Source organism: Acinetobacter sp. YH12043 (assembly GCF_013419915.1).
Taxonomy (GTDB): domain Bacteria; phylum Pseudomonadota; class Gammaproteobacteria; order Pseudomonadales; family Moraxellaceae; genus Acinetobacter.
In genome coordinates, this window is sequence record NZ_VOZD01000011.1 from 1 (window position 1) to 15,304 (window position 15,304).

Annotated in this window: 12 protein-coding genes and 1 rRNA gene; 9 read left to right on the forward strand and 4 right to left on the reverse strand. The window is 43.3% G+C overall.

Features of this window, described 5'->3' with window-relative positions; translation table 11 throughout:
* The 4 genes from rrf to FTU01_RS06975 form a co-directional block, all read left to right on the forward strand.
* Positions 1-86, forward strand: a 5S ribosomal RNA gene (gene rrf, locus FTU01_RS06960); the annotation flags it as partial.
* Positions 87-414: 328 nt separating this feature from the next.
* Positions 415-1,779: an MFS transporter gene (locus FTU01_RS06965; protein ID WP_180018796.1), complete on the forward strand. Its 1,365-nt coding sequence runs from the start codon at positions 415-417 to the stop codon at positions 1,777-1,779.
* 366 nt (positions 1,780-2,145) lie between these two features.
* Positions 2,146-3,495 (forward strand): aromatic acid/H+ symport family MFS transporter, encoded by a 1,350-nt coding sequence (locus FTU01_RS06970; RefSeq protein WP_180004121.1) that lies wholly within the window; start codon positions 2,146-2,148, stop codon positions 3,493-3,495.
* A 473-nt stretch (positions 3,496-3,968) separates the two neighbouring features.
* Positions 3,969-4,292 (forward strand): ankyrin repeat domain-containing protein, encoded by a 324-nt coding sequence (locus FTU01_RS06975; protein WP_180004123.1) that lies wholly within the window; start codon positions 3,969-3,971, stop codon positions 4,290-4,292.
* Between the two features lie 59 nt (positions 4,293-4,351).
* On the opposite strand, the gene FTU01_RS06980 is transcribed toward FTU01_RS06975, so the two are convergent.
* A complete protein-coding gene (locus FTU01_RS06980; protein ID WP_180004125.1) occupies positions 4,352-4,903 on the reverse strand; it encodes a type 1 glutamine amidotransferase domain-containing protein in 552 nt (183 codons plus the stop codon).
* 350 nt (positions 4,904-5,253) lie between these two features.
* On the reverse strand, positions 5,254-5,946 hold the full coding sequence (locus FTU01_RS06985; RefSeq protein ID WP_180138590.1) for a TIGR04219 family outer membrane beta-barrel protein: 693 nt from the start codon (positions 5,944-5,946) through the stop codon (positions 5,254-5,256).
* 130 nt (positions 5,947-6,076) lie between these two features.
* Between FTU01_RS06985 and FTU01_RS06990 the strand changes: the two genes are divergently transcribed.
* The 4 genes from FTU01_RS06990 (at position 6,077) to zupT (ending at position 10,614) form a co-directional block, all read left to right on the forward strand.
* Positions 6,077-7,525 (forward strand): aldehyde dehydrogenase family protein, encoded by a 1,449-nt coding sequence (locus FTU01_RS06990; protein ID WP_180047696.1) that lies wholly within the window; start codon positions 6,077-6,079, stop codon positions 7,523-7,525.
* 593 nt (positions 7,526-8,118) lie between these two features.
* A complete protein-coding gene (locus FTU01_RS06995) occupies positions 8,119-9,594 on the forward strand; it encodes a sodium-dependent transporter (RefSeq protein WP_125279821.1) in 1,476 nt (491 codons plus the stop codon).
* Positions 9,595-9,604: 10 nt separating this feature from the next.
* Complete coding sequence (locus FTU01_RS07000) at positions 9,605-9,715, forward strand: methionine/alanine import family NSS transporter small subunit (protein ID WP_004780392.1); 111 nt, start codon at positions 9,605-9,607, stop codon at positions 9,713-9,715.
* 83 nt (positions 9,716-9,798) lie between these two features.
* Positions 9,799-10,614 (forward strand): zinc transporter ZupT, encoded by an 816-nt coding sequence (gene zupT / locus FTU01_RS07005; protein WP_180047698.1) that lies wholly within the window; start codon positions 9,799-9,801, stop codon positions 10,612-10,614.
* Positions 10,615-10,676: 62 nt separating this feature from the next.
* Here zupT and rsmB read toward each other — a convergent pair whose 3' ends face one another.
* The gene (rsmB, locus tag FTU01_RS07010) at positions 10,677-11,981 is read right to left on the reverse strand and encodes a 16S rRNA (cytosine(967)-C(5))-methyltransferase RsmB (protein ID WP_180138591.1); all 1,305 of its coding nucleotides are present in this window, start codon (positions 11,979-11,981) and stop codon (positions 10,677-10,679) included.
* Positions 11,978-12,940, reverse strand: a complete 963-nt coding sequence (fmt, locus tag FTU01_RS07015) for a methionyl-tRNA formyltransferase (RefSeq protein WP_166137418.1) — start codon at positions 12,938-12,940, stop codon at positions 11,978-11,980. Before fmt ends, rsmB begins: the two co-directional genes overlap by 4 nt.
* Positions 12,941-13,347: 407 nt before the next feature.
* On the opposite strand from fmt, the gene ilvD reads away from it, so the two are divergent.
* Positions 13,348-15,177 carry a dihydroxy-acid dehydratase gene (ilvD, locus tag FTU01_RS07020; protein WP_081402678.1) on the forward strand — a complete coding sequence of 610 codons (1,830 nt, stop codon included), beginning with the start codon at positions 13,348-13,350 and terminating at the stop codon, positions 15,175-15,177.
* Positions 15,178-15,304 lie beyond the last annotated feature (127 nt).

Sequence of the window (15,304 nt, forward strand, 5' to 3'; positions counted from 1 at the left end):
TGATCCCTTCCCGAACTCAGAAGTGAAACCTCTTAGCGCTGATGGTAGTGTGGGGTCTCCCATGTGAGAGTAAGTCATCGCCAGCTCATTATTCCAAAAGCCCTCTGCTCACGCAGGGGGCTTTTTTTATCTGCGGGTTTTTAGGAAAAGAAGTAAATAACCTCCTAATCATGCCTAAATAATAAATATATAAATAACGTGAAAATTATAATTAATTAACTTCATCTTATTTTTTTATTGGTTTGTCTAAAAAATATTCGATCTACGACTTTAGCCTAAATTTTATTAAAAAAATCTAACTTGGTAAGTTTTGCAGTAGACAAGGTTTAAAGAATCATCCATTTTATATACAAAAGTGAATGAACATTCATTTTTTCATAGAATAAAAAAGCTCACAATTGGAGGTGAGGAAAAATGACAGCAACAACAGTGAATGTGAATGCTGTAGTGGATGAAGCAAAGTTTAAACCTTTTCATTTAAAGATCGTACTTTGGTGCGTATTTGTCGTTATTTTTGACGGTTATGATCTGGCAATCAACGGTGTTGCTTTACCCCTACTGATGCAAGAATGGAATATGACGGCAGTTCAGGCCGGAATGCTTGCAAGTACCGCTCTGGCCGGCATGATGTTTGGTGCCATGCTCTTCGGTATGCTGGCAGATAAAATTGGACGAAAAAATGTCATCCTGATTTGTGTGACCTTATTCAGTGGATTTACGTTCTGGGGCGGTTTTGCCTCTGGTCCGACTGAATTTGGCATCCTGCGTTTTATTGCGGGCTTAGGTATTGGTGGTGTTTTACCGAATCTGGTCGCATTAACTTCTGAATATGCGCCACAAAAAATGCGTAGTACCTTAGTCACTACCATGTTTAGTGGTTATGCAGTTGGCGGGATTATGGCGGCGTTATTAGGTGCCTGGTTTACCCCAAGTTTTGGTTGGGAAATCATGTTCTATATCGCAGGTATTCCATTATTGATGCTGCCTATACTGTATTTGTATTTACCGGAATCTTTAACTTTTCTGGTAAAAAAACAGCAAAATGAGAAGGCCAGTAAAATTGTTCAGCAGATCAGTCCTGAGCAAAATGTCACTGCAAGTACCCAGTTTGTACTGAATGAAGTGCATGCACCCGATGCTTCAATTGCTGCTTTATTTAAGCAGGGCCGTAGCATGAGTACCTTATTATTCTGGTGCTGCTTCTTTATGTGTCTGCTTATGGTCTACGCATTGGGTAGCTGGTTACCAAAACTGATGATGGCAGCGGGTTATTCTCTGGGTAACAGTTTGATGTTCCTGATGGCCATGAATATTGGTGCAGTGGTTGGAACCATTGGTGGTGGTATTCTGGCGGATCGTTTCCATCTGAAACCCGTCATTATTGGCATGTTCCTGTTGGGTGCAGTTTCATTAGTTGGATTAGGCTTTAACTCTCCACAAGCTGTGATCTATCTGTTAGTCGCTGCTGCAGGTGCTTCGGCAATTGGTAGTAGTATTCTGCTCTATAGTTTCGTGGCTCAGTACTATCCATTGGCAATCCGCTCTACCGGTATTGGTTGTGCGTCCGCAGTCGGTCGGGTAGGGGCAATCGTTGGTCCAATTATTATTGGATTCCTGTTGGGTATGGAGCTGCCACATAAAATGAATTTCTTGGCTGTTGCGATTCCAGCCATTATCGGCGCGATTTCAGTGGCGATGATTGTACGTAAAGATCTGAATGCAGAACGAAATGCTGAGACCTCACTGGCGAAACAGAAGCTGAATTCTATTAAAACCTAGTCACTTTTTGCCAATCCACTTGCTATAAATCTGAATTGAGTCAAAAGATCCCTTTCATAAGAAAGGGATCTTTTGTTTAAAGTATAAAAATCATTCATAAAAAATTGAATAAATCAAAAAATCATTGGTCTATAGACTATTTATATAAGCATTTTAATGAGAATAATAAATGTCTAATTATTCAATTATTTAGTTTTATAAAAATGTGATAAATCACACAAATAGCCGCTATTTTATGGCTGAAATTGCTCCATCATTTGGTCTTATTGTGCACTAAATCTCACTTGCGTATATTGCTAAAACTTGAATATTCCCCCGGATATTCAAAAGGATTTTATGGACAAGTACTCATGGGAGATGAGAACGATGACAACGGAAACAGTAGATATAAATTCTGTAGTCGATAATGCGAAATTTACGCCTTTTCACTTCAATGTAGTTGCTTGGTGTTTACTCATTATCTTGTTTGACGGCTACGATTTAGCAATCAATGGTGTTGTTTTACCTTTATTAATGCAGGACTGGGGCTTAAGTGCCGTTCAAGCGGGAATGCTTGCCAGTACTGCACTTGCCGGCATGATGTTTGGCGCGATGATCTTTGGTTCTCTAGCAGATAAAATTGGCCGTAAAAAAGTCATCATGATCTGTATCGTATTATTCAGTGGTCTGACCTTTGCCGGCGGTTTTGCTTCAAACCCGACTGAGTTCGGAATTTTACGTTTCCTTGCCGGTCTGGGCATTGGTGGTGTTATGCCAAACCTGGTGGCACTAACCTCTGAATATGCACCACAAAAAATGCGTAGTACCTTAGTAACTACTATGTTTAGTGGTTATGCGGTAGGTGGTGTGATGGCTGCCTTATTGGGTTCATGGTTTACCCCAAGTTTTGGTTGGCAAATCATGTTCTTTATCGCAGGTATTCCATTATTCTTATTACCAGTGATCTGGAAATTTCTGCCAGAATCTTTAGCCTTTATCGTCAAAGACAACAAACAGGAAAAAGCACGTCAAATTGTACGACGTTTGGCTCCAAATCTAAGTGTTACAGACAATACAACTTTTAAACTGCCACAGGAGAATGTACCTGAAGCAGCAAACGTGGTGAGCCTGTTCCGTCGTGGCCGTGCCGTAAATACGTTATTGTTCTGGGTAGCTTTCTTTACTTGCCTACTAACCATGTATGCACTGAGCAGCTGGTTACCAAAGCTAATGATGGCAGCGGGCTACTCAATGGACAACAGCCTAATGTTTATGATGGCGATGAACGTGGGTGCAGTGGTTGGCATTGTCGGTGGTGGTATTTTGGCTGACCGTTTCCACCTGAAACCGGTATTGATGTTCCTCGGTATGATGGGTGCGATTGTGATGAGCTCAATGGGCTTTGCATCTAACCAGTTCCTGCTTTACATCTTGGTGTTCCTGGCAGGTGCAGCATCAATCGGTTCGCAAATGTTGCTATACAGTTATGTTGCACAATTCTACCCATTGGCAGTACGTTCAACAGGTATTGGCTGGTCATCTGCGATTGGTCGTATGGGTGCGATTGTTGGCCCGATCCTGATCGGTGGCTTACTCGGTATGAACCTGCCTGCACACTTTAACTTTATGGCAGTCGGTTTACCGGTACTGATTACAGCGATTGCAGTTGCTTTGATCATGCATGATGATGAATCTGAAAAGATTGGTTCAGCAGATACCGTTCCTGCAAAAGCTTAAACCTTGAGTTTGAAATAAGAAGCCTTTGAAAGGGGGCTTCTTATTTTTTGATTGTTTAAAATAAGAACTTAATTTTTAAACTTTATTTAATTATAAATGGATACCACAAAAAAAATTCTGTCATGGACAGTTGGTTTCAGCTAATTTTTTGCTTTTTACGGCTTTATTTATGAATATTCATATTTCTTTGAGTTTAATAGATTTCTTTTAATTTCTCTAGGCTTTATATTTTCTGCCGCTGCAGTTGGTCAATCTAGAATTGATCTATTACACCTAAATGAAAGAAATATCATTCGAGATGATTCAATTGTATTTATTAAAAAGTTGGATAATGGTACACACGAATTTATACCTAAAGAAATCAAACTTCCAAAACACTTAGACAAAATTCTGGAAAATTTTGAATAGTTATTATTTTAATATTGATGCAACATATTTACTTATATATTTAGTATTAATTGTGAGTGAAAAAAATGAAACTCAACTCATTCTCCCCAATCCCTGACGATGACGATGAACTGCATCTTCCTGAACTGGTGTACTGGGCATCCTTAGGTGATATTGAACAGGTCGAACAAGCCTTGCAGGAAGGTCTGGATGTGAATTCAGCCGATGAAGAAGGCTATAGTGCCTTACATGCAGCTGCTGAAAACGATCATCTGGAAGTAGTTAAACTGCTGGTGAGCAAAGGCGCAGATGTCGATCATCGCAGTACCTATACCGCTTTGGAACTGGCAGAAATGGCCGGTAATAAAGATGTAGTGGCTTATCTAAAAAGCCTAAAAGGTGGCATTTAAATAAAATAAGATCAAGAAAATAAAAAAGCCTCCATCTGGAGGCTTTTTATAGTTTGAACTTAGGCAGCATCGCCTTCCAGTTCTTTTAAGATGGCATCATTGAAAGCAGGAATGTCATCCGGATTACGTGAAGTAATCAGAACCCAGTCACCGGTATTGCAACGATGAACCTGTTCATCGACCCATTTACCACCGGCATTTTCCAGATCCAGTTTGATGCTCTTGTACGAGGTCAGGTTTTTATCCTTAATTCGCTGTGCATCAATCAGAACCCATGGCCCATGACAGATTGCGGCAATCGGTTTATGCTGATCAGCAAAATGCTGCACGATTTTCTGGGCAGATTCATTGATTCTTAGCGTATCTGCATTCACAGTGCCACCAGGAACAACCAAGAGATCATAATCACCCAGTGTGACATGATCAAAACTGGTATCAGGCGTATATGAGGTAGCAGCTTTAGTATCGCCTTTTACTGTTGCCACCTCTTCATTTTTTTCTGCCGCATGAATCACTTCAAATCCTTTGGATTTTAGAAAATTTAAAGGCTCGACCAGTTCATCATGTTCAACGCCTTGGTTTGAAGTAATAAAGAGGACCTTTTTTACCATGATTGCTGTTCCCAAAAAATGTGAGGATTTTCAGATTAACAACAAGGCGATTCTTACAATGTTGGATTTTTAGCTCGGAACTGTTAAACAATGCTAAGAATTTATAGATAAAAAAAGCCCCAACATCCTGTTGGGGCTTTTTTCGTATCTCGTGTTTAGGTATAACTCCTGTCGTACCTCACGTCCTGGTGCACTGCTTTATTCTTCTTGTTTTTAGGTATTTGAGCTTCCTGCTCTGTATGTTTATAGAATAGTCTGAACCTGAAAGCTGGCATAGACGTCGATGACATCTATCATTGTACGTCTCGGCTTACAGGGTTAAGGCTAATTTCCATAAGTCATTATATTATTTAGAAGTGTATGTCTAAGCCGATATAAGGACCTTTAAATTCCAGTTCCAAGTCTGGCGCATTATTTTGTTCGGCATCGATATTCATGATGCGATAACCGACTTTAGCCCCTACATCAACCAGCAGGTTATCAATAAAGTCATATTGCAGTTCAGCCTGAACATCAGTCTTTTTGATATCGCTACCGTGACTGTAAACCGCTTCAGCTTTAGCACTCATGCCAGTAAATGGCAGTTTTACCCCAGCTGTAGCGTAGAGTAATGGACTGTATTCATCTAGATCGTACTGAGTCAGGACACCTGCATTCAGATTTCTGACTGTACCATCCAGATTAGTCAGACCCGCACCGATATCAGCATGCACAATGGTATCCAGCAGCTCATAATACAGAATATAGTCGATATTATTGAGTTCGATATCAGCAACATTCAGCGGGGTGCTTTGTTCGCTATTGCTGTCCAGATTCACATATTTGATTTTGGCATTTGGCAGTAGTGGTACTGGATGTTCAAATGCGACAGAGAGTTGTGCCGTGCCTTGGCGATCCAGGTCCTGTTTGCCGGCATTGGCAGACTGGCTATAACCGTCAAAATTCCAGTAGCTGGCATCTGCTTTAAGACCAATCACATCGGCATGGCCTATGCTGCTCAGTCCTAATCCCAGTAATAATGCAGTGAATAATTGTGTACGCATTTCTAATTTTCCTTACGCTTTCTTTAAATTGAGCGATTTTGTTACCTAAATACATCTTCTTAAACGTAATCAGTAAGTGCATGATATAGGTAATTTCTAAAATGTATATGCTAATGTGAAGGGCAGAATAATGGGATCGACAGCAGCACAACATCATCAAGACTATCCATTATATGTGGCAGGACAGCCGGTACAAACGGGTGAATGGCTGGAGGTCAAACATAAATATAGTCAGGAGCTTTATGCACGTGTCGCGCTGGCAGATGCTGAAACTTTAGAAAAGGCGATTCAGTCTGCGACTGAGGCAGAAGCAGAAATGGCAGCGTTGGAACCTTTCCAGAAACAAAAAATTCTGCTGCATTGTGTGAAGCGGTTTAATGAAATCCGTGAAGAACTGACTGAAATCCTGATTGCGGAAGGTGGCAAGCCACGTAAAGCAGCCGGTGCAGAAGTAGAACGTCTGATCAATACTTTCCAGATTGCGGCAGATGCGGTCACCCAGATGGATCAGGGGCGTATTTTGCCTCTGGCAGTCACCGCCGCAGCTTCCGGTTATCAGGGCATGGTGAAACAGGTACCGATTGGCGCTGTATCCCTGATTAGTCCATTTAACTTTCCATTAAATCTGACCGCACACAAAATTGCGCCGGCAATTGCTGCAGGTTGTCCATTTGTATTAAAACCGGCGAGTCTGACTCCAGTTTCAGCCTTAAAAATTGCCGAGATTCTGGCAGAAACCGATTTACCGAAGAATGCATTCTCAGTTCTGCCGTGTCCACGCGATCTTGCAGATGTACTGGTTACAGATGACCGTTTTAAACTATTGAGCTTTACCGGTTCTGATGTCGTGGGCTGGGATATGAAAGCCCGCGCCGGCCGTAAAAAAGTCACACTGGAACTCGGTGGGAATGCCGCAGTGATGATTGAGCCAGATACTGAACTCAGTGAACAGCTGATTGACCGTCTGATTGGTGGCGCTTATGGTCATGCAGGGCAGGTGTGTATCAGTGTGCAACGTATATTGGTGCATCAGGATATTTTTGAAGAACTGAAAGACAAGCTGGTTCAGAAACTGCAACATCTGAAAGCCGGTGATCCGGATCTGGAAACAACTTTGTTAGGGCCAATGATCAAGGAAGCTGAAGCTAAACGTTTGCATCGCTGGATGGAAGATGCCGTAGCGCAAGGTGCCCATGTACTGACTGGTGGTGAAGTGAAGGGTGCGATGTTTGAACCGATCCTGTTGGAAAAGGTAGACCATCAACTGGAAATTTACCGTAATGAAGTGTTTGGTCCGGTCGCCATTATTGAAGCTTATAGCGATTTTGAATCAGGGATTGCCTGTATTAATAGCAGTCGCTTTGGTCTGCAAGCCGGCATCTATACCCAGAATCTGCAGAAGATGATGTATGCCTGGGATCATCTGCATGTCGGCGGTGTGATTATCAATGATATTCCGTCATTCCGTGTTGATAATATGCCTTATGGCGGTGTCAAGGATTCCGGTCTGGGCCGTGAAGGCATTCAGTCTGCGATTCGTGACATGCAGGAAGAACGTATGCTTGTCATCAAATGTTAAGCTGACCGAATCAATCAGTACTATTCCACAATCGGCATAAGGCAGGTCGGTTGTGGAATTTTGCTTTTTATTGCTTAAAAAGGTAGCAGGCTAGGTAGAAAAGATAAGCTGAATAAACTAAGACACAGCTCTGTTTTTATTCAGAAGAAAATGAAGGAAGAAGATTTAAAAACACTTTTTCAATCTCTATTTAATACTTGATGAATTAAGAGCGAAAAATAGCTTGAAAACTGTAGTAAAACTTAAAAACAATATATTCCAAAAAGTTTATATACATATAACCAATAAAATCAAGGGCTCAGCGTAGAATTATTGAGCATTTGATAAGAATAGATTATAAAAAAAGAATGTTTTAAGCAGAAATTACAGAAAAAAATTGAAAAAGTCAGTATTGTTGAACCATCTACAAGGTCGGCTTTCTGCTCAGACTTTAAGCAAGCTGTCCGGCTAGCTGACCTGTTTGTATATTAGAATTCGATGCCCAAAAGGTATAACTCTAATTCAAACACCCGAAATAATTGAAATGCTTCTTCAGTGCTCGCGACATAACCATAATAAGCAGTATTGAATGAAGTTTAAAGTTTAGGTGTTCTATGACAGATACTCGAGAGAATTGGTCGGCACGATCAGGATTTATTATTGCAGCCATTGGCTCTGCCGTTGGTTTGGGGAATATTTGGCGCTTTCCATACGTTGCCTATGAAAATGGCGGCGGGGCATTCCTGATTCCTTATCTGATTGCAATTTTTGCAGCAGGTTTACCTCTATTATTTTTAGATTATGCAGTCGGACATAAGTTCCGCAAAGCACCGCCGATGGCCTACAAAAAACTCATGAATGCAGAATCTCTGGGTTGGTGGCAGGTCATGGTGACCCTGATTATCGGGATTTATTATGCCAGCGTCCTGTCTTGGGCCGGCAGCTATATGATTTATTCCTTTGGACAGCAATGGGGCACGGATACACAAGCCTTTTTCTTCAATAGCTACCTGCAAAATGGTGAGGGCTTAACTTTCGGTTTCGTCCCTGTGCTGTTCTTTGGTCTGGTGATCGTTTGGGCAGCTGTGATGCTGATTCTTTACGGTGGGGTACGCCGTGGGGTGGAACTGGCGAATAAAATCTTCATGCCATTACTGGTAATTTTATTCACGATTCTGGTGATTCAGGCGGTACGTTTACCAGGTGCAGTCGATGGCTTAAATGCCTTCTTTACCCCAAACTGGGAAGCCATGACCAATTATAAAGTCTGGCTGGCTGCATTTGGTCACATCTTCTTCTCACTTTCAGTGGGTTTCGGGATTATGTTGACCTATGCCTCTTACCTGAAACGTAAAACTAACCTGACCGGTTCAGGTGTCGTGGTGGCATTGGCTAACTCGTCTTTTGAAATCTTGGCAGGTATTGGGGTTTTTGCAGCACTTGGTTTTATGGCGTTCAGTTCAGGCGCGAAAGTTGAAGATGTGGTCTCTGGTGGTATCGGTCTGGCCTTTATTGCCTTCCCGAAAATCATTTCCAGTTTAGGTGCCGGTGGTGACCTGTTCGGCTTCCTGTTCTTTGGTTCATTAACGGTGGCAGGTATTACCTCTATGGTCAGTATTCTGCAGGTGCCAATTGCGGCATTCCAAGACAAACTTGGCTGGTCGAAGAACAAGTCAGTGACTATTATTGCAGGTGGTTCAGCAGTTGTATCCACCTTGATGTTCTCGACTCATAGTGCCATTACCTTTGTCGACATCATTGACTACTTCGCTAACAACATTGGTATTGTGGGTGGTGGTCTGTTCTCGATTATTTTATTGTCCTGGTTCCGTCGTCCATTGATGAAACAGCTAGAAACACATGTGAACGAGTTTGCCAGTCTGAAACTGGGTGGCAGCTGGAAATTCATGCTGACTGTAATCACGCCGTTATCTTTACTATCGGCATTGGGTTTAACCCTGAAATCAATCATGGCAGAGGGTTACGGTGATTATCCTGCAAGTACGTTATGGATGATTGGTGGGGGTACGATTGCATTCTTTATTCTGGGTGCCATTTTGTTCAGTCTAGTGAAAGATCGTCATAGTTAGGAGAACGAATATGAATACATCTGCATTGATTATGATGATTTTCTCCATGGTTTTATTATGGGGTGGTCTGGCACTGGCTGTCATGCATCTGGCAAAAAATCCAGAAGAACCAGAAGACTAAAAATCTTCACATAAACACATTGTTGCTGTAAATGAAAGTCATTATCATCTTTGGTGATAATGACTTTTTTAATGGGCAGTCTTATGGGAATTACTCCCGTTACTGATGCACAAGTCTATACTGCTTTTGCAGTGACATTTTTGGCAGGTCTGGCTACCTTGGTGGGTGGGGGATTGGTGCTGTTCTTGAAAAAACCGAATTACCGGGTTTTAGCCTTTGGATTGGCCTTTGCTGCCGGAGCAATGATCTATGTCTCTCTTACAGAAATTTTAAATAAATCGATCAGTTCATTTAGCCTGGCCTTTGATGAAAAATCCGGTTTTGCTTATGGCACCTTTGCCTTTTTATTGGGTGTGGTACTGGTTTTATTGCTGGATCGATTCGTTCCTAATCCACATGAAACCATTGAGGCACAATCGAAACAGGATCTGAGTCAGCCGCAACTACTAAGAACAGGCCTGCTGACTTTATTTGCGATTAGTGCACATAACCTGCCAGAGGGATTGGCAACTTTTTTTGCAACTTTGGAAAGTCCTGCACTGGGTGCACCATTGGCGGTTGCCATTGCGATTCATAATGTGCCTGAAGGTGTTGCGATTGCATTACCGGTCTATGGTGCAACAGGCCGTAAAGACTATGCACTTGTGGCCAGTCTGGTTTCAGGATTGGCAGAACCTCTGGGCGCTGCGCTGGGGTATTTCATTCTGGCACCGTATATGAGCCATACCATTTATGGCATGGTGTTTGGGATTATCGGTGGGGTGATGGTTTATCTAGCACTGGATGAACTCTTGCCGACTGCGAAACGTTTTTCCAAAGGTCATGAAACCGTGTATGGTCTGGTCAGCGGTATGGCGGCACTGGCGACCAGTCTAGTGATTTTTAAATTTGTACAATAAGAATCTCAAATCAAAACAATAAAAAAGGCAGCCGAAGCTACCTTTGCTTTTAGCAACCTAATTTAAGCAGTCTTTTCAATCCGGCAATAGAAGAAGCCATCGCCTTGACCGGTTTTAGGGAGAAGCTGACGACCATGGATCTGTTCAATGCCCCAATCGGCTTCGATCTTGATTTCCTTAGCATCTGTATGTTTGCTAAAGAATTCGACCATCTGCTGTTCATTTTCCGCTTTGAGAATTGAGCAGGTGATATAGAGCAGGGTGCCTCCGACTTTCAGTTGCTGCCACATATTTTCCAGAATCTGCTTTTGCAGCTCTACCGTCTGGGTAATATCGGTTGAATGACGTAACAGACGAATATCTGGATGGCGACGCATTACACCGATGGCTGAACATGGCGCATCCAGCACGATACAGTCCGGCTGTTCCGGTGCCTGCCAAGTGATGGCATCTGCGGCTTTAATTTCAACGTGTTCGCCTTCCAGTAACAGGCGTTCAAGATTCTCAGTGACACGTGTTAAACGCTTGGCATCCTGATCCAGCGCAATCAGTTTACGCGGCTGATATTTTTCTAGAATATGCGCCGTTTTACCACCCGGTGCTGCACAGGCATCAATCACAAACTTGTCATCCAGATTTGGCAACAAGGTAGCGCAGAGCTGGGCATGTTCATCCTGTACCGAAAAACCACCGACATCAAAGCCAGGTAAGTCAGGTACCTGTACAGTGGCATCGAGAATAATCCCGACCTTGGAAACAGTACAGGCATGGGCAGGAATTTCGTGCTCGTCCAGAATTTCCAGATAGTCTGCGCGGCTAACCTGACGTTCATTTACGCGCAGGGTCAGTGGAGCAATCTGCTTTAACTCATGACTCAGCTCAGTAAGCTGCTCTGGCCAGTCTTTTTTCAGGCGTTTAAATAGCCAGCTTGGCAGGCCATGAGCCTGATCCAGTGCTGCCTGAAATTCCGATGTTTCACGTGAAACACGGCGCAGGATGGCATTCACTACGCCACTTAAAGCCTGATAACCAAGTTGCTTTACTGCAGTCACGGTTTCAGAAATGGCAGCGTGTGGCGCGATTCGGGTTTCCAGTAACTGGTATAGGCCGACATAAAGACAGGTTTCGACCGTATCATTATTTAAAGGCTTCACTAGCAGAGGCAAAGTAATACTTTTAAGTGCATACCATTGACGCAAAGTACCCAAAACCAGTTCATGGAACAGGGCACGGTCACGGTCGGCCACTTTCTTTAAATGCAGCGGCAAGATACTGGCCAGAGATTGTCCTTGCTGTACAGCAAGTAAGGTACGAATCACTTGGGCACGCAAGTTAAGGTGAGATGTGCCTGATTCAGAATGACTCATGCCAATAATTGTCCTACATGTAATTTTTGGGTCTGGTTAATTTGTACCGGATTGAGCGGTTTGCCGCCCGGCCATTGTAGTGAAGTGAGACACACTGCTTTTTCATCACCACAGGCCACATGTACACCCTGTTTATCAATCGCTAGAATCGTGCCAGCGACATGACAGTGTGCATTTTTTTCTGAAAGTACCGAACCCCAAACCCGCAGGTTGTTATTTTCATCCAGAGGAATAAAAGCGACTGGCCAAGGATTAAAGGCACGGATATTACGGTCAATATTAGAGGCAGTACAGCTCCAGTCAATTCGGGCTTCTGCCTTAGACAGCTTATGAGCATAGACGGTAAGTTCTTCGTCCTGCACTTCCCGGGCAGCTAAATACTGTTGTAATTTTTCTTCAGATTCCAGTACCGCTACAATTGCTTCAGCACCTTGAGCAGCTAGTTTATCATGCAGGCTGGCTGAGGTATCTTCTGCAGTAATTGGACATAAGGTTTTATACATCATGTCACCAGTATCCAGCCCGGCAGCCATTTTCATGATGGTCACGCCAGTTTCGTGATCACCTGTTGCAATTGCACGTTGGATCGGCGCAGCACCACGCCAGCGTGGCAGCAGTGAACCATGAATATTCAGGCAACCATATTTAGGCGTATCCAGAACCACTTGCGGCAAAATCAGACCATAGGCAGCTACAACCATCACATCAGCATTCAACGCTTTTAACTCAGCCTGAGCAGCAAGACCTTCTTCAGTTGAAGACTTGAAATGAAGTGGCTGATATACCGGAATGTCATGTTCAAGCGCCAGCTGTTTCACAGCAGAAGCGGTAAGTTTCTGACCACGACCGGCTTTACGGTCCGGCTGAGTATAGACCGCCACAATTTCATGATCGGTTTTGAGAAGCGCAGCCAATGCAGTTGCTGCAAATTCTGGTGTGCCTGCAAATATGATTTTCACACATGAAATTCCAAATAAACTTGGCAGCTATTATAAGCTAAAAGCCAAATGGCCGCCTAATCTACAATGCACTTAACTGTTACAGCGATTATAGATTCCTACTTTTAATTAAATTTTATATAAAAAAAACTCATGCAAATTCTAAAAATTATTCATGAAAGTTTTGTATTGTCCGATCCATGATGGCGGTATAGTAGCTTTATTAAGAGATTTTTATTGTCAGCTCACCGAGACCTCTCTATAGACATTTTTGTCTGCATCTACAACGAATAGGTCATCTTGTAAAACAATGGCTTGTAGTATGATAGGTCTAACATTCGACTGATTTAAGCTCATTGTCAGTATGATCTAGCCAGAGTGAACCTTTTTCGGTTCATTTCAAGCTCAAACTTTGTTGGAAATATAAAATGCCTGACTATCGTTCAAAAACATCGACACACGGAAGAAACATGGCGGGTGCGCGTGGCTTATGGCGCGCAACTGGGATGAAGGATGAAGACTTCGGTAAACCGATTATTGCCGTGGTGAACTCATTCACTCAGTTTGTACCGGGCCATGTTCACCTTAAAGATCTAGGCCAACTCGTGGCACGTCAGATTGAACAGGCAGGCGGTGTAGCAAAAGAATTCAATACCATTGCTGTTGATGACGGCATTGCGATGGGTCATGACGGTATGTTGTATTCACTGCCTTCACGCGACCTGATTGCTGACTCGGTAGAATATATGGTCAGCGCACACTGTGCCGATGCCATGGTGTGTATCTCGAACTGTGACAAGATCACTCCGGGGATGTTGATGGCAGCAATGCGTCTGAACATTCCAGTGGTCTTCGTGTCTGGCGGTCCGATGGAAGCCGGTAAAGTAAAAATCCGTGGTAATGACAAAGCGATCGACCTGATCGATGCGATGATCGTCGCTGCAGATGATAACTATACTGATGAAGAAGTTGCTGAATATGAACGTTCTGCATGCCCAACCTGTGGTTCATGTTCAGGTATGTTCACTGCGAACTCAATGAACTGCTTGACTGAAGCATTGGGTCTATCGCTTCCAGGTAACGGTTCAACGCTTGCAACTCACGCCAACCGTAAAAAACTGTTCGAACGTGCAGGTTCTCTTATTGTTGAATTGGCAAAACGCCATTATGAACAAGACGATTACAGCGTATTACCTCGTTCAATGGTGACCAAAGCATCGTATGAAAATGCTATGACTTTGGACATCGCAATGGGTGGTTCAACCAATACCGTTCTGCATTTGTTGGCTGCTGCAAACGAAGCGGGTGTGGACTTCACTATGGATGACATCGACCGTCTGTCTCGTAAAGTACCGGTACTTTGTAAGGTCGCTCCTGCGAAGAATGACGTACATATGGAAGATGTGCACCGTGCCGGCGGTATTATGTCGATCCTCGGTGAACTGGATCGTGCAGGCCTGTTAGATACCTCTGTCGGTACGGTTCACGAAGCAACATTAAAAGATGCTTTGGACAAGTGGGACATCATCCGTACTGAAGATGAGGAAGTGTATAAATTCTTTAAATCAGCACCGGGCGGTGTACCAACTCAAACTGCATTCTCACAAGACCGTTACTACTCACGTCTGGATGGCGACCGTGAAAATGGTGTGATCCGTAATGCAGAACATGCTTTCTCTAAAGACGGTGGTCTGGCTGTACTTTATGGCAACATCGCGCTGGATGGCTGTATCGTAAAAACAGCTGGTGTAGATGAATCAATCCTGAAATTTAACGGTACTGCACGCGTATTTGAAAGCCAGGATTCTGCGGTAGACGCGATTCTAGGTGGCAAAATCACAGCAGGTGATGTAGTTGTGATTCGTTACGAAGGTCCACGTGGTGGCCCTGGTATGCAGGAAATGCTGTACCCAACCAGCTACCTGAAATCTAAAGGTCTTGGTAAAGAGTGCGCACTTCTGACTGACGGCCGTTTCTCTGGTGGTTCTTCAGGTCTGTCGATTGGTCACGTTTCTCCGGAAGCAGCTGAAGGTGGTGCAATCGGTCTGGTGGAAGATGGCGACCGTATCGAAATCGATATTCCAAACCGTACCATTCATCTGGCTGTTGATGATGCGACTATGGCCGCTCGTCGTGCTGCTCAAGATGAAAAAGGCTGGCATCCAGTGGAAGACCGTCCACGTAAGATTTCTAAAGCCCTAAAAGCCTATGCAATGCATACCACAAGTGCTGCAAAAGGCGCAGTACGTGAAATCTAAGCTGTAAATCTTATAGCGCAAAAAAGCACTCCAGAGGGGTGCTTTTTTTATTTTTGATAATTGCACTACCTCAAATAACTGAATCAGATACACAGAGTCTTACTTTTATCTAAAGATCGCTTTCTAT

Coding starts and splice junctions, on each gene's coding strand:
- FTU01_RS06980 (WP_180004125.1), bottom strand. CDS start 4,903: ATGGTAAAAAAGGTCCTCTTTATTACTTCAAACCAAGGCGTTGAACAT.
- FTU01_RS06965 (WP_180018796.1), top strand. CDS start 415: ATGACAGCAACAACAGTGAATGTGAATGCTGTAGTGGATGAAGCAAAG.
- ilvD (WP_081402678.1), top strand. CDS start 13,348: ATGCCTGACTATCGTTCAAAAACATCGACACACGGAAGAAACATGGCG.
- FTU01_RS07000 (WP_004780392.1), top strand. CDS start 9,605: ATGAATACATCTGCATTGATTATGATGATTTTCTCCATGGTTTTATTA.
- FTU01_RS06995 (WP_125279821.1), top strand. CDS start 8,119: ATGACAGATACTCGAGAGAATTGGTCGGCACGATCAGGATTTATTATT.
- rsmB (WP_180138591.1), bottom strand. CDS start 11,981: ATGAGTCATTCTGAATCAGGCACATCTCACCTTAACTTGCGTGCCCAA.
- FTU01_RS06985 (WP_180138590.1), bottom strand. CDS start 5,946: ATGCGTACACAATTATTCACTGCATTATTACTGGGATTAGGACTGAGC.
- zupT (WP_180047698.1), top strand. CDS start 9,799: ATGGGAATTACTCCCGTTACTGATGCACAAGTCTATACTGCTTTTGCA.
- FTU01_RS06975 (WP_180004123.1), top strand. CDS start 3,969: ATGAAACTCAACTCATTCTCCCCAATCCCTGACGATGACGATGAACTG.
- FTU01_RS06970 (WP_180004121.1), top strand. CDS start 2,146: ATGACAACGGAAACAGTAGATATAAATTCTGTAGTCGATAATGCGAAA.
- FTU01_RS06990 (WP_180047696.1), top strand. CDS start 6,077: ATGGGATCGACAGCAGCACAACATCATCAAGACTATCCATTATATGTG.